Here is an 18,628-nt window from a genome sequence, read left to right as displayed (position 1 = left end):
GTCTTGCAAACCGCAGCGGCCAATGCTGCCGTTTGCAAGGCGCGAGGTAATGTCCGTCGCCGTTTGGCACCTGCCGCCCCCGCATGGGGAAAAATAACAGACATGTTGTGGTGATAGATGAGCAATAGCTATCTGGCGTTTCCTAAATTTGATCCGGTCATTTTCTCCATTGGCCCGGTTTCTTTGCATTGGTACGGCCTGATGTATCTGGTCGGCTTCGTTTTTGCCATGTGGCTGGCGGTGCGCCGCGCCAACAAGCCGGGCAGCGGCTGGACCAAAGACGAAGTGGAAAACCTGCTCTACGCCGGTTTCCTGGGCGTATTCGTCGGCGGCCGCGTGGGCTATGTGCTGTTCTACAACCTGCCGTTGTTCCTGGATAATCCGCTCTATCTGTTCAAGGTCTGGGATGGCGGCATGTCGTTCCACGGCGGTTTGATGGGGGTGATTCTGGTGATGTTCTGGTTCGCTCGTCGTACCAAACGCACCTTCTTCCAGGTTTCCGATTTTATCGCGCCATTGATCCCGTTCGGTTTGGGCGCCGGCCGCCTCGGCAACTTCATCAACGGTGAACTGTGGGGCCGCGTGACTACCGACACCCCTTGGGCGATGCTTTTCCCAAGCTCGCGCAGCGAAGACGTGGCCCTCGCCGCCGCCGATCCTTCTCTGCTGCCGCTGCTGAACCAGTACGGCGTGCTGCCGCGTCACCCGTCCCAGCTGTATGAACTGCTGCTGGAAGGCGTGGTGCTGTTTATCATTCTGAACCTGTTCATCCGCAAGCCGCGGCCGATGGGTGCCGTATCGGGCCTGTTCCTGATCGGTTATGGCGCATTCCGCATCATCGTCGAAGCGTTCCGCCAGCCGGATGCCCAGCTTGGCCTGTTCGACGGCGTGATCAGCATGGGGCAGATCCTGTCCATCCCGATGGTGGTGGCCGGTATTATTATGATGATTTGGGCGTACCGTCGTCGCCCGCAGCAACAACTGTCGTGAGGGACAAATGAAACAGTATCTGGATTTGATGAACAAGGTGCTCGCCGAGGGCACTCCTAAAGCCGACCGTACCGGCACTGGCACGTTGTCGATTTTCGGCCACCAGATGCGTTTCAATTTGCAGGATGGCTTTCCGTTGGTGACCACGAAAAAATGTCACCTGCGTTCGATCATTCATGAGCTGTTGTGGTTCCTGAACGGCGATACCAACACCGCCTACCTGCGTGACAACAAGGTCACCATTTGGGACGAGTGGGCCGATGAAAACGGCGATCTCGGCCCGGTGTACGGCAAGCAGTGGCGCGCCTGGGGGGCGGCGGATGGTCGTCAGATCGATCAGCTGAGCAACGTGCTCCAACAGCTGAAGCAGGATCCGGATTCGCGCCGCATCATCGTTTCCGCCTGGAACGTCGGTGAGCTGGACCAGATGGCGCTGGCGCCGTGCCACGCGTTCTTCCAGTTCTACGTGGCGGACGGCAAGCTCTCTTGCCAGCTGTACCAGCGTTCCTGCGACGTGTTCCTGGGCCTGCCGTTCAACATCGCCAGCTATGCGCTGTTGGTGCACATGATGGCGCAGCAGTGCGATCTGGAAGTGGGTGATTTCGTCTGGACTGGCGGCGATACCCACCTGTACAGCAACCACATGGAACAGACGCGGCTGCAGCTGACGCGTGAACCGCGTCCGTTGCCGAAACTGGTGATCAAACGCAAGCCGGCTTCGCTGTTCGATTACCGTTTCGAAGACTTCGAGATCGAAGGTTACGATCCGCATCCGGCCATCAAGGCGCCGGTCGCGATCTGACCTTAACCGCATCACACCAGGGGCGCAGCGATTGCGCCCCTTTTTTTATCCGCATTGCGCACTGCGCCGCATTTTATTGTCGCCACTTGTCACTACTGAGAAAACATTGCGCAGCTTGCCGCAAGGCTTGCGCATACGGCTTTACCGCTTTGTTACGGCCCTTACACTGGCCGCATGAAAGACAAGACTCTCTCGAACATTGATGACCGCCAGCGTGGCATGACGCTGATTGAACTGTTAGCGGCGATATTGATCGCCGGCATGCTTACCGGCTGGGGCGTCGGGCAATGGCGCTATCATCAGCAAGCGCTGCGGCTGGAACACACGGCCCAACAACTGCTGGCGTTTTTGCTGCGATTGCAGGCGGACGCCAACTGGCGTAACCGCACGACGCTGCTGTGGTTCAAGAGCGGCACGCCTTGGTGTCTGGGCGGTGGCGTGCCGCCGCCGGATTGTGGTTCAGCCGAAGGCCCCGTTTTTTCACCGTTTTATCGCGACGTTGCGCTGAGCGGTTATACCGACAAAGAAATCGGGTTTTACGGTTTGCGCAATACTGCGCAGGCGGGGCATATCCAGCTCAGCAATGAGGCAGGCGGCCTGCGGCTAGTGCTGTCTGCCCGAGGGCGGCTGCGTTTATGCAGCGAAGGGCTCCGGATAAGGGGGATCGCGCCATGCTGACTGTCGAACGCGGTTTTACTCTGCCGGAGGTCATGTTGGCGCTGGTGTTCGGCAGCGTGATCGCGCTTGGCGCGGCAAAAACTTACCCGCTGTTACGCCAGCAGAACGTGGCCGTTGGTCAGCACTTTCGGCTGGAGTCAACGCTGCGACAGCTGGCGTTCGGCATTGAGAAAGATCTGCGCCGCGCCGGTTTTTGCGCCGGGCAGTGCGCAGGCCGTCCGTTGCTGATCGGCCAGGCATCGGGAGAAGCGGCGGGCAGCTGCGTTATCGTCGCTTACGACATCACCCGCAGCGGGCAATGGCCCACCTCGGGCGAGGATGCAGGCTATTTCGGTTATCGGCTGCGCAATGGCGGCTTGGAAGGGCAGCGCGGCGTAAGCCAATGCGATGGCGGCGGCTGGGAGCGGCTGCTCGATCATGACGAAGTGCGCATTGAGCGGTTTCATGTGGCGATAGAGCGGGGCGATCACGGCGCAGCGTTGGCTCGTCTGACGCTGACGGGGCGCTCCACCAGCGATACGCGTATCAGGCGCAGTCTGAGCGGGAGCGTCGAAATGGCGGCGCTGCCATGAAGCGGCGCACCCAGCGAGGCGGTAGCACCCTGGCGGCGGTGATGTTGCTGCTGGCGCTGGGGCTGATGTTGCTCAATGCTCAGCATCGGCAATTGGATAACGCGCTGTTACTGGCCGCCGATCAGCAGCGTTACCTTCAGGCTTACAATCAGGCCGCTTCGGCGCTGAGTTGGGGGATGAGCCAGCGCTGGCCGCGCGCCGAGCTGAGTGCAGCGGCCTGGCTATGCAGGCAGCGCGTGGAATTGACGGCCTGCGCCCGGCTGTCTACCAGAGCGGGGGGGGTGACGGTACGCGGCCTTGGTGAGATGCACGGGGGGGAGCCGCTTTGGCTGTATCAATGGGGCGTGTTTGACGATGCAGAGGCTGCTGGCAAGGTGCAAGCGCAGCCAGGGGGGCGGCTGGATTTTTGCCCCGAGAAAAGGCTGGCTGACTGCGATGGCTAACGCTCGCGCAGGGCGGCTATCCCGCAACGGCTTCAGCCTACCGGAGGTATTGGTGGCAGCCTTGCTGTTCTCGGTGTCGCTGCTTGGCTTGTTACAGTATCATCAGGTGCTGTTGCAGTCGTTTCAGCGCCAGTGGCACTACCGGCAAGCCTGGGCGCTGGCGCACCAGCAGTTGGAAACGTTCGCCGTCACCGGGCGGCTCGATGCCGAACCACCGCTGGATGGCTGGCGACGTGAGGCGGCGCTTGACGATGCGGAGAGTGATTGCCGTCGATTGACGGTCAGGGTTCAAACGCCGCAGCGGCAGTGGGCAACGCTGAGCCGTTGGTATTGCACCCGTTTTTGAGCCGGTATGTTTTTTGTTTTAAAGGAGCGTTCATGTTCACGGTTTATCATTCCAATCAGCTGGATTTATTGAAGACGCTGACCAGCGCGCTGATAGCCAGAGATCCGTTGGCCGATCCTTTTCAACAGGAAGTGGTACTGGTGCAGAGCCCCGGGATGGCGCAATGGCTGCAGATGCAGCTGGCGGAACAATTCGGCATCGCCGCCAATGTCGCGTTTCCGCTGCCAGCGACCTTTATTTGGGACATGTTCACCCGGGTGCTGCCGGATATCCCGAAAGAGAGCGCCTTCAGCAAGGACGCCATGACCTGGAAGCTGATGTGGTTGCTGCCAGAGATGCTGACCCAACCGGCGTTTGCGCCGCTGCAGCACTATCTGACCGATGACGGCGACAAGCGCAAAATTCATCAGCTGGCCGGCCGGGTCGCCGACCTGTTCGACCAATATTTGGTTTATCGCCCGCAGTGGCTGGAGAGTTGGCAGCGCGGTGAGCGCATCGACGGTCTGGCGGAGGCTCAGCAATGGCAGGCGCCGCTCTGGGCGCGGTTGGTAGAGTACACGCGCGAACTGGGGCAGCCGGAATGGCACCGCGCTAATCTGTACAGCCGCTTTATCCACGCGCTGGAGCAGGCAAAAACGTGCCCGCCCGGTTTGCCGCCGCGGGTGTTTATCTGCGGCATCTCGGCGTTGCCGCCGATCTATTTGGAGGCGCTGCAGGCGCTGGGGCGGCATATCGATATCCACCTGATGTTCACCAACCCCTGTCGTTATTACTGGGGCGACATTCAGGATTACGCTTTCCTGGCCCGCTTGCAGAGCCGCAAGCGTCGTCATTACCATCAGGCGCGTGAGCAAGGGCTGTTTCGCGAGCCGGCCGACGCGGCGCGCCTGTTTGACGCCGAAGGTCAGCAGCAGCTCAGCAACCCGCTGCTGGCCTCCTGGGGCAAGCTGGGGCGCGATCACCTCTATCTGCTGTCGCAGATGGAAGGGGCGCAAGAGGTAGACGCCTTTGTCGATATCCCGGCGGATACCATGCTGCACGCCGTTCAGCGCGACATGCTGGAGTTGGAAGATCATGCGGTGATCGGTATTACCGCGGAAACGCTGGAAAGCAGCGTCAGCAAACGCCCGCTTGATGAGAATGACCGCTCCCTCAGCCTGCACGCCTGCCACAGCCCACAGCGGGAAGTGGAGGTGCTGCACGATCAACTGCTGACCATGCTGGCGCAGGATCCGTCGTTGACACCGCGCGACATCATCGTGATGGTAGCGGATATCGACAGCTACACGCCTTATATTCAGGCAGTGTTCGGCAACGCGCCCGCCGAGCGCTACCTGCCGTTCGCCATTTCTGACCGTAAAGCGCGGCAGGCGCATCCGGCGCTGCAGGCGTTCATTTCACTGCTCGATTTGCCGCAAAGCCGCTTTACCTCGGAACAGGTGCTGGCGCTGCTGGAGGTGCCTGCCCTGGCTACCCGTTTCGCCATCGGCGAAGAGGGGCTGCGCCTGCTGCGTCACTGGGTTGGTGAATCCGGCGTTCGCTGGGGCCTGGACGACGATAACGTGCGCGAACTGGATCTGCCCGCCACTGGCCAGCATACCTGGCGCTTCGGCATTACGCGCATGCTGCTTGGCTACGCGATGGACAGCAATGCCGGCGATTGGCAGGGCATTTTACCTTACGACGAATCGAGCGGGTTGGCCGCCGAGTTGGCGGGGCAGTTGGCAGACCTGCTGGCGCAGCTCAGCCACTGGCGGCAAGTCTTGAGCGAAGCGCGCCCGCTCGAGGCGTGGCTGCCGTTATGCCGGCAACTGCTGGATGCCTTCTTCGCCGCGGATAGTGACACTGAAGTCGTGCTGGCGCTGATCGAACAGCAGTGGCAGCAGGCCATCAATTTTGGCCTGGCGGCGCGCTATCCCGACGAGGTGCCGTTGACCATTCTGCGTGACGATCTGGCGGCGCGCCTCGATCAGGAACGCATCAGTCAGCGCTTCCTCGCCGGGCAAATCAACTTCTGTACGCTGATGCCGATGCGTTCCATTCCGTTCAAGGTGGTGTGCCTGCTGGGCATGAACGACGGCGTGTATCCGCGCACGCTGCCGCCGCTGGGGTTCGATCTGATGGCGCAGCAGGTCAAACGTGGCGACCGTAGCCGTCGCGATGACGACCGCTATCTGTTCCTGGAAGCGATTTTGTCCGCTCAGCAGCGGCTGTATATCAGCTTCATCGGCCGTTCCATTCAGGACAACAGCCCGCGCTATCCTTCGGTGCTGGTCACCGAGCTGCTGGAGTACCTGGAGCAAAGCTATTGTCTGCCGGGAGACGAGGAACTTAGTGCAGACGACAGCGCCCGCCGAGTGGGCGAGCACTTGCTGAAGTGGCATGCGCGCATGCCGTTCGCCGCCGAGAATTTCTTGCCGGGCTCGGAGGCGCAAAGCTATGCCGCCGAGTGGCTGCCCGCCGCCGATGGTCGCGGTGCGGCGCATCCGGCGTTCAACCAGCCGCTGCCCGCCGAAGCGCTGCAGCAAATAGCGTTGGATGAGCTGCTGCGGTTTTATCGCCATCCGATTCGTGCCTTCTTCCAGCTGCGCTTGGGCGTCAGTTTTATCCTGGAAGAGACCGAGTTGCCGGACGAAGAACCCTTCACGCTGGATAACCTCAGCCGTTACCAGTTCAACAGTCAACTGCTGAATACGCTTATCGACGGCGACGATCCCGAGCGGCTATTCCAGCGGGTGCGCGCCGCCGGTGGGTTGCCCTATGGCGCCTTCGGCGAAATTTATTGGCAAAAGCAGCAGGAAGAAATGAGCGAACTGGCCGAGCAGGTGCGTGCGGAACGGGCGCAGAGCCATAGCCTGGAGCTGGATATCGATATCGCCGGCGTGCGCCTCAGTGGCTGGCTGCACCAGGTGCAGGATGACGGCCTGTTGCGCTGGCGGCCCGCTACGCTGTCGGCGGTGGACGGCATATTGTTGTGGCTGGAGCACCTGGTGTATTGCTGTGCCGGCGGCACCGGCGAGAGCCGCATGTATGGCCGCAAGAACTCCGCCTGGCGCTTTGCCGCGCTGGCGCCAGAAGAGGCGCAGGCACAGTTGGCGGAGCTGCTGGCGGGCTATCAACGGGGTCTGTGTGAGCCGCTGCTGTTGCTGAACAAGAGCGGCTGGGCGTGGCTGAGCCAGTGCTATCTGCCGGAAACGCAGCAAATCGACTGGGAGGAAGACGCGCAAATTAAGGCCCGCGCCAAATTGCTGCAGGCCTGGCAGGGCGACCAGCGCATTCCCGGAGAAGGGGAAGATCCCTACGTGCAGCGAGTATTCCGCCAATTGGATAATGAATACTTGGCGCAAATTCTGGCCGAAACAGAGCGTTATCTGCTGCCGGTGGCGCGGCATAACCTGGGGTAACAATCCCCCGGTGGTGCTGTGCAGCGGGAGGTGGTAAAAATAACGAAGGTTATATTCAACCATTGGGGTAATTCCCGGTCTGACATAACGTACAGGCATATACCCGCCGTGTTTCGGACCGCCACATTGGCGAAGAACCCGGCGAGTACCGATTTGGTTATGTGGTTTTGATGCACGTCGCCAACGTCAGGGAGTGGGCGTAGCGACGTCAGAATAGGGGTTTATTTTGGATATGCGCAGACAGTTGGCCCGTATCGCCGGGCTGGTATTATTGGCTATGTGTTGGGCACCGTTGAGTTGGGCCGCGCAAGGATGGCAACCGCTGGCGGAGAAGATCAACAAGAGCGAACACGATCCGCGTCAGTACGAGGCGATCAAGTTGGCTAACGGCATGACGGTGTTGCTGGTGTCCGATGCCCAGGCGCCGAAATCGCTGGCGGCGCTGGCATTGCCGGTCGGGTCGCTCGAAGATCCGAACAGCCAACTTGGCTTGGCGCACTATCTGGAACATATGGTGCTGATGGGCTCCAAACGCTATCCAGAGCCGGAAAACCTGTCCGAATTCCTGAAAAAGCACGGCGGCAGCCATAACGCCAGCACGGCCTCTTATCGCACCGCCTTCTATCTGGAAGTGGAGAATGACGCGCTGGAGCCGGCGGTCGATCGCATGGCCGACGCCATTGCCGAGCCGCTGCTGGATCCGGGCAATGCCGATCGTGAGCGCAACGCGGTGAACGCCGAATTGACGATGGCGCGTTCGCGCGACGGCATGCGCATGGCGCAGGTCGGCGCGGAAACCCTTAACCCGGCGCACCCGAGCGCGCGCTTCTCCGGCGGCAATCTCGATACGCTGAAAGACAAGCCGGACAGCAAGTTGCATGATGAACTGACCGGCTTCTATAAACGCTACTACTCCGCCAACCTGATGATGGGCGTTTTGTACGGTAATCAGCCGCTGCCGCAGTTGGCGGATATTGCGGCGAAAACCTTTGGCCGCGTGCCGAATCACGACGCCAGCGTGCCGCCGATCACCGTGCCGGCCGTGACGCCGGAACAGCAGGGAATCATCATTCACTATGTGCCGGCGCAGCCGCGCAAGCAGCTGAAGGTCGAGTTCCGCATCGATAACAACAGCGCCGCGTTTCGCAGCAAAACCGATACCTACATCAGCTACCTGATCGGCAACCGCAGCAAAAACACCCTGTCTGACTGGTTGCAGAAGCAGGGGCTGGCGGATGCCATCAATGCCGGCGCGGATCCGATGGTCGATCGCAACGGCGGCGTCTTCGCCATCAGCGTTTCACTGACCGACAAAGGTCTGGCCAAACGCGACGAGGTCGTCGCCGCCATTTTCAACTACCTGAAAATGCTGCGCAGCGAAGGCATCAAGCAGAGTTATTTCGACGAAATCTCGCACGTTCTGAATCTGGACTTCCGTTATCCGTCGATCACGCGCGACATGGACTACATCGAATGGCTGGTGGACACGATGCTGCGTGTGCCGGTTGAGCATGCGCTGGACGCACCCTACCTGGCCGATCGTTATGATCCCAAGGCGATCGCTGAACGTCTGGATGCCATGACGCCGCAAAATGCGCGCATCTGGTTCGTCAGCCCCGATGAGCCGCACAACAAGACGGCCTATTTCGTCAACGCGCCTTACCAGGTCGACAAAATCACGCCACAGCGCTTTACGCAGTGGCAGCAGCTGGGCAGCGGCATTTCTCTGTCGTTGCCAGCGCTCAACCCGTACATTCCGGATGATTTCACCCTGACCAAACCGTCGCACGAGTTCAAAAAGCCAGAAATGGTGGTGGATAAACCCGGCCTGCGCGTGCTGTATATGCCGAGCCGTTATTTCGCCGACGAGCCGAAGGCCGACGTCACCGTCGCTTTCCGCAACGCCAAGACCATGGACTCCGCGCGCAACCAGGTGCTGTTCTCGCTGACGGATTATCTGGCCGGTCTCGCACTGGATCAACTGAGCTATCAGGCGTCGGTCGGCGGGTTGAGTTTCTCGACGTCGCCGAACAACGGCCTGATGTTTAACGCCAACGGCTTTACCCAGCGCCTGCCGCAGTTGCTGACGGCGCTGATCGAGGGCTATTCCAGCTTCACGCCGACGGAAGATCAGCTGGCGCAGGCCAAGTCCTGGTACCTGGAGCAGTTGGACGCCGCCGAGAAGGGCAAGGCGTTTGAACTGGCCATTCAGCCGGTGCAGATGGTTTCCCGCGTGCCGTATTCCGAACGTAGCGAGCGCCGTGAAGTGCTGAAGACGCTGACGCTGAAAGACGTGCTGGCTTATCGCGACAGCCTGTTGGCGGAGGCCACGCCGGAGCTGTTGGTGGTGGGCAACATGAGCAAGCAGCAGGTCGACACGTTGGCGTCGACGCTGAAACATCGTCTGGGCTGTACCGGCATCGAATGGTGGCACGGCGAAGACGTGGTGGTGGACAAGAATCAGCTGGCCAACCTGCAACAGGTGGGCAGCAGCACCGACTCGGCGCTGGCGGCGGTCTATGTGCCGACCGGCTACGACGAAGTGACCGGCATGGCCTACAGCTCGCTGCTGGGGCAGATCATTCAGCCGTGGTTCTACAGCCAGCTGCGCACCCAGGAGCAATTGGGGTATGCGGTTTTCGCCTTCCCGATGTCGGTGGGGCGCCAGTGGGGCGTGGGCTTCCTGCTGCAGAGCAACAGCAAGCAGCCGGCCTACCTGTACCAGCGCTATCAGGATTTCTACCCGAAAACCGAGAAGCGCCTGCGCGACATGAGCGAGGCCGATTTTGAGCAGTACAAACAGGCGCTCATCAATGAGCTGAAGCAGCGGCCGCAAACCCTGAGCGAAGAAGCCAGCCGGTTCGCCAACGATTTCGATCGCGGCAATTTCGCCTTCGATACCCGTCAGAAGCTGATTGCGCAGGTGCAACAGCTGACGCCGGCCAAGCTGGCGGATTATTTCCACCAGGCGGTGATCCAACCGCAGGGGCTGGCGGTGCTGTCGCAGGTGAGCGGCAGCGGGCAAGACAAGGCGGATTACGCGACGCCTAAGGATTGGGTTACCTATCCGAACGCGTCTGCATTGCAGCAGCTCCTGCCGCGCAAAGTGGCGACGCCATGACGGAAGTTGCCCCGCAAAGGCTGGAGCCGCTGACGTTACCGTTGTTCGGCGAACGCCTGATCGAGGCGTCGGCGGGCACCGGCAAAACCTTTACCATCGGCGCGCTGTACCTGCGTTTGCTGCTGGGGTTGGGCGGTGAAGCAGCGTTTCCCCGGCCGCTGACGGTCGAAGAAATCCTGGTGGTGACCTTTACCGAGGCCGCCACCGAGGAGCTGCGCGGGCGCATCCGCGACAATATCCACGGGCTGCGCATCGCCTGCGTGCGCGGTATCAGCGCCAACCCGCTGTTTTCGGCGCTGATGGAAGAAATTGACGATTTGGCCGACGCCGCCTCGCAGCTGCTGGCGGCGGAGCGGCAGATGGACGAAGCGGCGATCTACACCATTCACGGCTTTTGCCAACGAATGTTGACGCACAACGCCTTTGAGTCCGGCATGCTGTTTGAACAAACGCTGGTACAGGACGAGCTGCCGCTGCGGCGGCAGGCCTGTGCCGATTTCTGGCGTCGCCACTGCTATCCGTTGCCACTGGGCGTGGCGCGAGCGGTCAGCCAGGAGTGGAGCGGCCCGGAAGCGTTGCTGGCCGACCTTTCCGGTTATCTGCACGGTGAAGCGCCGGCGCTGCGTCGGCCGCCGAAGGACGAAGAAACCGTCCTGATGCGCCACGAGCAGATCGTCGCGCGCATCGACGCCATCAAGGCGCAATGGCGGGCGGCGGCGGGCGATCTGGAGGCGTTAATCGCCCAGTCCGGTGTCGATAAGCGCAGTTACAGCAGTAAACACCTGCCGAACTGGCTGAACAAGGTCGGCGAATGGAGCGGGCAGGAGACTCAGGACTACCAGCTGCCGAAGGAACTGGATAAATTTCGCCAGTCGGTGCTGCTGGAGAAGACCAAGAAAGGCGAGCCGCCGCGGCATGCGCTGTTCACGGCGATCGACGAGCTGTTTGATGAACCCTTGACGCTGCGCGACCTGATCATGGCGCGCGCGCTCAGCGAGATCCGCACTTCCATTCAGCAAGAAAAGCGCCAGCGCGCCGAGCTGGGGTTTGACGACCTGCTCAGCCGGCTGGACGGCGCCTTGCAAAGCGGTGGCGGCGAACAGCTGGCACAGGCGATCCGCCAGCGTTACCCGGTGGCGATGATCGATGAATTCCAGGATACCGATCCGCAGCAATACCGCATTTTCCAAAAACTTTACGTCGGCCGGCCCGATTGCGGCCTGCTGCTGATCGGCGATCCCAAGCAGGCGATTTACGCCTTTCGCGGTGCCGACATCTTTACCTACATGCGGGCGCGCTCAGAGGTGAGCGCCCACTATACGCTGGAGACCAACTGGCGCTCGTCGCCGTCGATGGTCGCCAGCGTTAATCACCTGTTTTCTCAGGTAGAAAAGCCTTTCCTGTTCGGCCAAATCCCCTTTATCGAGGTCAGCGCGGCGGAAAAGAACCAAGGGCTGGCGTTTGACCTGCACGGCAAGCCGCAACCGGCGATGCAGTTCTGGCTGCAGCAGGGGGAAGGCGCCGGTGTAAGTGATTACCAACAGCTGATGGCGCGCCTGTGCGCCACGCAAATTCGCGACTGGCTCAGCGCCGGGCAGCAGGGCCAGGCGTGGCTGCAGGGCGGCAAGATGCCAAGGCCGGTACAAGCCTCCGATATCACGGTGCTGGTGCGCAGCCGCAATGAGGCGGCGTTGGTGCGCGATGCGCTGAGTGCGCTTTCTATTCCTTCGGTGTATCTGTCCAACCGCGATAGCGTGTTCGACACCCCGGAGGCCAAAGACCTGCTGTGGTTGTTGCAGGCGGTGTTGGCGCCGGAGCAAGAGCGCACGCTGCGCAGCGCCATGGCCACCGGGCTGATGGGGCTGGACGCGCCGACGTTGGACGGCCTGAGCCGCGATGAGCGCGCCTGGGACTCGCTGGTTAATGAATTCGACAGTTACCGTACGCTCTGGCTGCGCCGCGGCGTGTTGCCGATGCTGAGTGAGGTGATGAAAGCGCGCCAGCTGGCGGAGAACCTGCTGGCCAGCGCCGGCGGCGAGCGTCGCTTGACCGACGTGCTGCATCTGGGGGAGCTGTTGCAAGAGGCGGCGGCGCAGCTCGACAGCGAGCATGCGCTGGTGCGCTGGCTGGCGCAGCAGATCGCCCAGCCTAATCGTCAGTCCGATAATCAGCAGCTGCGGCTGGAGAGCGACCGGCATCTGGTGCAGGTGATCACGATTCACAAGTCTAAGGGGTTGGAGTTCGATCTGGTGTGGCTGCCGTTCGTCGGCAACTTCCGCCAGCAGCAACAGGCGCTGTATCACGATCGCCACAGTTTCCAGGCGTTGCTGGATCTCGACGCCAATGAAGAGAGCCAGGCCTGGGCGGAGGAGGAGCGATTAGCGGAAGACCTGCGTCTGCTGTATGTGGCGCTGACCCGCTCGGTGTACCACTGCAGCATCGGCATCGCACCGTTGTTCCAGGGCACGCGCAAGAAACAGGGCGATACCGATCTGCACCGCAGCGCATTGGGTTATCTGGTGCAGGGCGGGCAAGCCGGTGACGCCGTGTATCTGCAAGAGCGGCTGCAGCAATTAGCGGGCGGCGGTATCGCGCTGTCGCTGGTTGAACCGCCGGATGAAGAACCCTGGCACCCCCAGGCTTCGCTAACCGAGGCGTTGGAGGCGAAAAGCTTTACCCGGCGGATCCAGGATTTTTGGCGGGTGACCAGCTATACCGGTTTGCAACAGCACGGCGCGAGCCTGATGCAGGATCTGCTGCCGCGTCTGGATGTCGACGCGGCCGGTGAGCGCGGGGAAGAAAGTGAGCCAGCGCTTACACCGCATACCTTCCCGCGCGGCGCAACGCCCGGCACCTTCCTGCACAGCCTGTTTGAAACGCTGGACTTCACCCAGCCGCTCGACGAACAGTGGCTGCTGGAACAGCTACAGCAGCAAGGGTTCGCCGAACACTGGCAACCGATTCTGCTGGCGTGGATGCAGGTGCTGCTCAATACGCCGCTCGATGACAGCGGCGTGACGCTGGCGGCGCTGACGCCGCAGCATAAGCAGGCAGAGCTGCAGTTCTATTTACCGATTAATCGGCTGTTGCAGGCGAAGGAGCTCGATTCCCTGGTGAAGCGTTACGATCCGCTTTCCGCCCGCTGTCCGGCGCTGGATTTTCACCAGGTGCAGGGCATGCTGAAAGGCTTTATCGACCTGGTGTTCTGCTGGCAGGGCAAATACTACCTGCTGGACTACAAGTCCAACTGGCTAGGAGAGGACAGCAGCGCCTATACCCGGCCGGCGATGGAGCAGGCGATGGCGGAGCATCGTTACGATCTGCAATACCAGCTGTACACGCTGGCGTTGCATCGTTATCTGCGCCATCGGTTGCCGGATTATGATTACCGACGCCATTTTGGCGGGGTGATTTATCTGTTCCTGCGCGGCGTGGATGCGGCGCACCCGGGCAATGGCATTTTCACCTGTCTCCCCGAGTTTGAGTTGGTGGAGGGGATGGATCGCTTGTTCAGCGGCGAGGCTGCGGCGGCGGAGGAAGGATCATGATCGCACTGCTGGAGCAGGCGGTGGCGCTTGGCGCGCTGCGCCCGCTGGACGTGCAGTTCGCCCGCGTGGTGGCGAACGAAGACGAGCCTGATATTTTGCTGGCCGCCGCCTGCCTGAGCGCAGAGGCGGGGGCCGGTCATGTCTGCCTGATGCTGGAGCAACTGCAGGCAGACACGCTGTTTGAAGGGCGCCAACCGGCGCTGGCGTTGGCGGTGTGGGAGGCGGTCGGGCGACCGGATAGCGCGCGTTGGCAGCAGCGTTTGGCGGCCAGTGCGGCGGTTGGGGATGGCAGCGGCGCAACGCCGCTGGTACTGCGCGGGCCGCGTTTATACCTGCAGCGCATGTGGCAAAACGAAGGTGAAGTGGCAGCGTTTATCGGCGGCGAAGGTGAATCGCTGGCGGTGCCGGAGGAGGCGTTGCGCACCATTCTCGACCGCTTGTTCGGCACGGCGAGTGACGAACCCGACTGGCAGAAGATCGCCGCCGCGGTGGCGGCTACGCGGCGTATCGCGGTGATTTCCGGCGGGCCGGGCACCGGTAAAACCACCACCGTCGCCAAGCTGCTGGCGGCGCTGGTGCAGCTGGATGAAAGCGCGCGCTTGCGAATTCAGCTGGCGGCGCCGACCGGCAAGGCGGCGGCGCGCCTGACGGAGTCGCTTGGCAGCGCCAGCCGTCAGTTGGCGTTGACCCCGGCGCAGCAGGCGTTGTTCCCGACGGAGGCGGCGACGTTGCACCGTCTGTTGGGGGCGCAACCGAACAGTCAGCGCATGCGCTATCACCGCGGCAACCGGCTGCATTTGGATGTGCTGGTGGTGGATGAGGCCTCGATGGTCGATCTGCCGATGATGGCGCGCCTGATTGCCGCGTTGCCCGATCGGGCCCGGGTTATTTTCCTTGGCGACCGCGATCAGCTGGCTTCGGTAGAGGCCGGCGCGGTGCTGGGGGATATTTGCCGTTTTGCCGAGCAGGGATACAGCGATGCGCGTGCCGCAGAGCTGAGCCGCCTGACCGGCTGTTCGATCGAAGGGCGGCAGGCCGACGCGGAAGCGGCGGTGCGCGATAGCCTGTGTCTGCTGCGCAAGAGCTATCGCTTCGATGCCCGTTCCGGCATCGGCCAGTTGGCGTTGGCGGTCAACGCCGGCGCGGGGGATCGCGCACTGGCGGCACTAAACGGCAGTTTCGGCGATGTCGCGGGGTATGCGCTGGCGACGAGCGAAGAGTATCAGGCGCTGTTGGATGCCTGCGTGGCGGGCTACCGCGACTATCTGCGGCTGACCGCCGAAGGCGCGGACGCGGCGACGGTGCTGGCGGCTTTTGGCCGTTTCCAGGTGCTGTGCGCGCTGCGTGAAGGGCCGTTCGGCGTCGCCGGCCTGAACGAGCGCATTGAGCTCGGGCTGCAGCGTGCGGGCCTGATCGACCGCAAACCGGGCGTGCTCGGCCGCTGGTACCGGGGGCGGCCGGTGATGATCGGCCGCAACGACAGTGCACTGGGGCTGTTCAATGGGGATATCGGCATTACATTGCCGGATGAGCACGGCGATCTGCGCGTGCATTTCCAACTGCCCGACGGCAGCATCAAGTCGGTACAGCCAAGCCGTTTGCCGGCGCATGAAACCGCTTATGCCATGACGGTGCACAAATCACAGGGATCGGAGTTTGACCACACGGTTCTGGTGTTGCCGAACCATTTCCTGCCGGTGCTGACGCGTGAGCTGGTCTATACCGCGATCACTCGTGCGCGTAAGCAGCTCTCACTGTACGCTACGGAGACGGTACTGCTGCGGGCTATTCGCACGCCGACCCAGCGCCGCAGCGGATTGGCTGAACGGTTGCAGGCAACGGAATAAGCGATGAACGGGCGCGGCAACGGCCGCGCCCACTGTGATTACAGATCCGCCAGCAGAATTTTGGAGCGGCGCTGGTAGTTGTACAACGCCTGTTTCTGCATCGGCAGCACGTCGACCTCCGCCGGGGTAAAGCCACGTTCCTGGAACCAGTGGATGCTACGGGTGGTCAGCACGAACAGCTTCTTCAGCCCCATCTGCCGCGCCTGGTTTTCTACCCGCTGCAGCAGCATCTCGCCGCGCGAAGAACTGCGGTAATCGGGATGCACCGCGACACAGGCCATCTCACCGATTTTTTCCTCCAGGAACGGGTACAGCGCCGCACAGGCGATGGTCAGGTTGTCGCGTTCGATAATGGTGAACTTGTCGATCTCCATCTCCAGCTGTTCACGCGAACGGCGCACCAGAATACCCTGTTGTTCGAGCGGCCGGATCAGTTCCAGGATGCCGCCGATGTCGTTGATCGTCGCCCGGCGCACCTGCTCGGCGCTTTCCATCACGATTTGGGTGCCGATGCCGTCGCGCGAGAACAGCTCTTGCACCAGCGCGCCATCCTCCTGATAGCTGATCAAGTGGCTGCGGCGCACGCCGCTGCGGCAGCCTTTCACCGCGCCGCGCAGGAAGCGCACGGTGCCGGAATGGTAATCGCCGCCTTCCTCCAGTTCTTCAAGGCGCTTTTGCGCGTCGTTGGGGAACAGTTCGGAAAGGATATTGCCTTCTGCATCGGTCACGCCCTGTGAGGAGCAGAAACCGATCATTTTTTCCGCTTTCAGTTTGATCGCCAACTGGGTGGCCACTTCTTCCGAAGTCAGGTTGAAACTCTCGCCGGTGACTGAGACCGCGACCGGACCGATCAGCACGATGGCGTTGCTGTCGAGTTGGCGATGGATCGCTTCTTCATCGATGCGGCGAATGCGGCCGCTGTGGCAATAGTCGATGCCGTCATCAATACCCAGCGGCTGAGCGATGATGAAATTGCCGCTGACCACGTTAATGTGCGCGCCCTGCAGCGGCGTGTTGTTGAGGCTCATCGACAGGCGGGCGGTGATGTCCAACTGCAACAAACCGGCAGCCTGCTTGACCAGTTCGAGCGTATGGGCGTCGGTTACGCGCGTGTGCTTGTGGTAGAGCGGCTCAGAGTTATGCTGCGCCAGGTTGGCGTCGATCTGCGGCCGTGCGCCGTAAACCACTACCAGGCGGATGCCCAGACTATGCAACAGCCCGATATCGTTGACGATGTTGGAGAAATTCTCGTGTTCGATGGCTTCCCCGCCGAGCATGATGACAAACGTCTTGCCACGGTGGGCATTGATATAAGGGACTGAGTGACGGAATCCTTGCACCAGCTCTGTACTACGTTCCTTCACGGGCAAACCTCTTGTGAATATTTATACGATATTTTTGTATTTTTATTCTTTTATGGCGCTAATGGCAAGTGGGAAATCGTCATGAAGAGCGAGCTAAGGGCGCTAAATCGTTAATAAATTGAAAAACCATAAAAAGATTTTCTGATGACAGGGCTGGCATGATTGGTTAAAGTTTTTCGGCACCCCCATTTTATTGGTGTTTTTTTAATCTGTTGTAAACAGCTATTACTGCCGGAGCCGCATGCCAAACGCTAATCACAATCTGGGCCGCCGTCGTTTATTACAGGGCGTTGCCGCCAGCTGGTTGCTGAGTGTGAGTCGCACGGGCTTCGCCGCGTCGTCGCACGTGATTGCCGTGCGCGTCTGGCCATCCTCCACTTATACCCGCGTCACGCTGGAATCCAACGTCGAGCTGAAATACAAGCAGTTTGCCCTGACCAATCCCGATCGCGTGGTGGTGGATATCGAAGGCGTCCACCTCAACAGCGTGCTGAAAGGTATTGCCGGGCAGGTGCGCGCCGACGATCCGTATCTCAAGCAGGCGCGCGTCGGCCAGTTTGATCAGAATACCGTGCGGCTGGTGCTTGAGCTCAAGCAGAGCGTCAGCCCGCATATTTTCACGCTGGCACCGGTACCGGAGTATCGCAACCGTTTGGTGATGGATCTCTACCCGACCAAGGGCGGCAGCGGCGGTGAGGAGTATGATCCGCTACTGGCGTTACTGGAAGATTACAACAAGGGCGATCTGGAGCGCACGCTGCCGCCGGAAGCGCCGCAGGCCGGCAAGGCGGGGCGCGATCGGCCGATCGTCATCATGCTGGATCCTGGCCACGGCGGCGAAGATCCCGGCGCTATCGGCAAGTACAAGACGCGCGAGAAAGATATCGTGCTGCAGATTGCCCGCAAGCTGAGCGCCATGATCAAGCGCGAGCCGAACATGAAAGTGTTCATGACGCGCAACGAAGATGTGTTTATCCCGCTCAAGGTGCGTGTCGCCAAGGCGCGCAAGCAGCGCGCCGATCTGTTCGTTTCGATTCACGCTGACGCCTTTACCAGCCGCGCCGCGCGCGGTTCATCGGTGTTCGCGTTGTCCACCAAGGGCGCCACCAGCTCGGCGGCCAAGTTCCTGGCGCAGACGCAGAACGCGTCGGACCAAATCGGCGGCGTCAGCAAGAGCGGCGACCGCTATCTCGACCATACCATGTTCGATCTGATCCAGACCGCGACCATCAACGACAGCCTGAAGTTCGGCAAGGAAGTATTGAATCGGATGGGGAAAATCAACCGGTTGCACAAGAATCGCGTCGATCAGGCCGGTTTTGCGGTGTTGAAGGCGCCGGATATCCCGTCGATCCTGGTAGAGACGGCATTTATCAGCAACATCGAAGAGGAGCGCAAGCTGCGCACCAGCCATTTCCAGCAGCAGGTGGCGGAGTCGATTCTGGCGGGGATCAAGGCTTATTTCGCCAACGGCGGCGCGCTGGCGAGCCGATAAAAGCAGGGCCGGGCGCGA

Annotated in this window: 12 protein-coding genes; 11 read left to right on the top strand and 1 reads right to left on the bottom strand. The window is 61.2% G+C overall.

What is annotated here, in order from left to right:
• Nucleotides 1-117: 117 nt before the first annotated feature.
• The 10 genes from lgt (at nt 118) to recD (ending at nt 15,751) form a co-directional block, all read left to right on the top strand.
• Entirely contained in the window at nt 118-990 is an 873-nt protein-coding gene (gene lgt / locus ACJ8HA_RS19160; protein WP_016929919.1) for a prolipoprotein diacylglyceryl transferase, read from the top strand.
• A gap of 7 nt (nt 991-997) precedes the next feature.
• Nucleotides 998-1,792, top strand: a complete 795-nt coding sequence (gene thyA, locus ACJ8HA_RS19155; protein ID WP_025304065.1) for a thymidylate synthase — start codon at nt 998-1,000, stop codon at nt 1,790-1,792.
• 174 nt (nt 1,793-1,966) lie between these two features.
• Nucleotides 1,967-2,470, top strand: coding sequence for a prepilin peptidase-dependent protein (locus tag ACJ8HA_RS19150; protein WP_025304064.1), 504 nt, complete (start codon nt 1,967-1,969; stop codon nt 2,468-2,470).
• Nucleotides 2,464-3,042 carry a prepilin peptidase-dependent protein gene (locus tag ACJ8HA_RS19145; protein ID WP_043139850.1) on the top strand — a complete coding sequence of 193 codons (579 nt, stop codon included), beginning with the start codon at nt 2,464-2,466 and terminating at the stop codon, nt 3,040-3,042. The genes ACJ8HA_RS19150 and ACJ8HA_RS19145 overlap by 7 nt, the downstream gene beginning before the upstream one ends.
• Nucleotides 3,039-3,485 (top strand): YgdB family protein, encoded by a 447-nt coding sequence (locus tag ACJ8HA_RS19140; protein WP_049296162.1) that lies wholly within the window; start codon nt 3,039-3,041, stop codon nt 3,483-3,485. Before ACJ8HA_RS19145 ends, ACJ8HA_RS19140 begins: the two co-directional genes overlap by 4 nt.
• Nucleotides 3,478-3,831, top strand: a complete 354-nt coding sequence (locus ACJ8HA_RS19135) for a prepilin-type N-terminal cleavage/methylation domain-containing protein (RefSeq protein ID WP_043139856.1) — start codon at nt 3,478-3,480, stop codon at nt 3,829-3,831. Before ACJ8HA_RS19140 ends, ACJ8HA_RS19135 begins: the two co-directional genes overlap by 8 nt.
• Before the next feature lie 32 nt (nt 3,832-3,863).
• Nucleotides 3,864-7,235, top strand: coding sequence for an exodeoxyribonuclease V subunit gamma (gene recC, locus ACJ8HA_RS19130; protein ID WP_049208154.1), 3,372 nt, complete (start codon nt 3,864-3,866; stop codon nt 7,233-7,235).
• 232 nt (nt 7,236-7,467) lie between these two features.
• Nucleotides 7,468-10,356: a pitrilysin gene (ptrA, locus tag ACJ8HA_RS19125; RefSeq protein WP_442515449.1), complete on the top strand. Its 2,889-nt coding sequence runs from the start codon at nt 7,468-7,470 to the stop codon at nt 10,354-10,356.
• On the top strand, nt 10,353-13,904 hold the full coding sequence (recB, locus tag ACJ8HA_RS19120; RefSeq protein ID WP_442515448.1) for an exodeoxyribonuclease V subunit beta: 3,552 nt from the start codon (nt 10,353-10,355) through the stop codon (nt 13,902-13,904). The genes ptrA and recB overlap by 4 nt, the downstream gene beginning before the upstream one ends.
• On the top strand, nt 13,901-15,751 hold the full coding sequence (gene recD, locus ACJ8HA_RS19115) for an exodeoxyribonuclease V subunit alpha (RefSeq protein ID WP_197837470.1): 1,851 nt from the start codon (nt 13,901-13,903) through the stop codon (nt 15,749-15,751). The genes recB and recD overlap by 4 nt, the downstream gene beginning before the upstream one ends.
• A 38-nt stretch (nt 15,752-15,789) precedes the next feature.
• Here the strand turns inward: recD and argA are convergent, their stop codons facing one another.
• Nucleotides 15,790-17,115, bottom strand: a complete 1,326-nt coding sequence (gene argA, locus ACJ8HA_RS19110; protein ID WP_049206113.1) for an amino-acid N-acetyltransferase — start codon at nt 17,113-17,115, stop codon at nt 15,790-15,792.
• 241 nt (nt 17,116-17,356) lie between these two features.
• Between argA and amiC the strand changes: the two genes are divergently transcribed.
• Nucleotides 17,357-18,610 (top strand): N-acetylmuramoyl-L-alanine amidase AmiC, encoded by a 1,254-nt coding sequence (gene amiC / locus ACJ8HA_RS19105; RefSeq protein ID WP_004931882.1) that lies wholly within the window; start codon nt 17,357-17,359, stop codon nt 18,608-18,610.
• Nucleotides 18,611-18,628: the final 18 nt, after the last annotated feature.

This window comes from Serratia sp. CY33802 (assembly GCF_052169095.1).
GTDB classification, from domain to species: Bacteria; Pseudomonadota; Gammaproteobacteria; order Enterobacterales; family Enterobacteriaceae; genus Serratia; species Serratia bockelmannii.
The sequence above is the reverse complement of the archived record's forward strand: the minus strand, read 5'-3'. Positions and strand labels throughout refer to the sequence as shown.

Excerpts from the sequence above, each read along its gene's own strand:
- lgt (WP_016929919.1), top strand. The coding sequence starts at position 118 with ATGAGCAATAGCTATCTGGCGTTTCCTAAATTTGATCCGGTCATTTTC.
- thyA (WP_025304065.1), top strand. The coding sequence starts at position 998 with ATGAAACAGTATCTGGATTTGATGAACAAGGTGCTCGCCGAGGGCACT.
- ACJ8HA_RS19150 (WP_025304064.1), top strand. The coding sequence starts at position 1,967 with ATGAAAGACAAGACTCTCTCGAACATTGATGACCGCCAGCGTGGCATG.
- ACJ8HA_RS19145 (WP_043139850.1), top strand. The coding sequence starts at position 2,464 with ATGCTGACTGTCGAACGCGGTTTTACTCTGCCGGAGGTCATGTTGGCG.
- ACJ8HA_RS19140 (WP_049296162.1), top strand. The coding sequence starts at position 3,039 with ATGAAGCGGCGCACCCAGCGAGGCGGTAGCACCCTGGCGGCGGTGATG.
- ACJ8HA_RS19135 (WP_043139856.1), top strand. The coding sequence starts at position 3,478 with ATGGCTAACGCTCGCGCAGGGCGGCTATCCCGCAACGGCTTCAGCCTA.
- recC (WP_049208154.1), top strand. The coding sequence starts at position 3,864 with ATGTTCACGGTTTATCATTCCAATCAGCTGGATTTATTGAAGACGCTG.
- ptrA (WP_442515449.1), top strand. The coding sequence starts at position 7,468 with ATGCGCAGACAGTTGGCCCGTATCGCCGGGCTGGTATTATTGGCTATG.
- recB (WP_442515448.1), top strand. The coding sequence starts at position 10,353 with ATGACGGAAGTTGCCCCGCAAAGGCTGGAGCCGCTGACGTTACCGTTG.
- recD (WP_197837470.1), top strand. The coding sequence starts at position 13,901 with ATGATCGCACTGCTGGAGCAGGCGGTGGCGCTTGGCGCGCTGCGCCCG.
- amiC (WP_004931882.1), top strand. The coding sequence starts at position 17,357 with ATGCCAAACGCTAATCACAATCTGGGCCGCCGTCGTTTATTACAGGGC.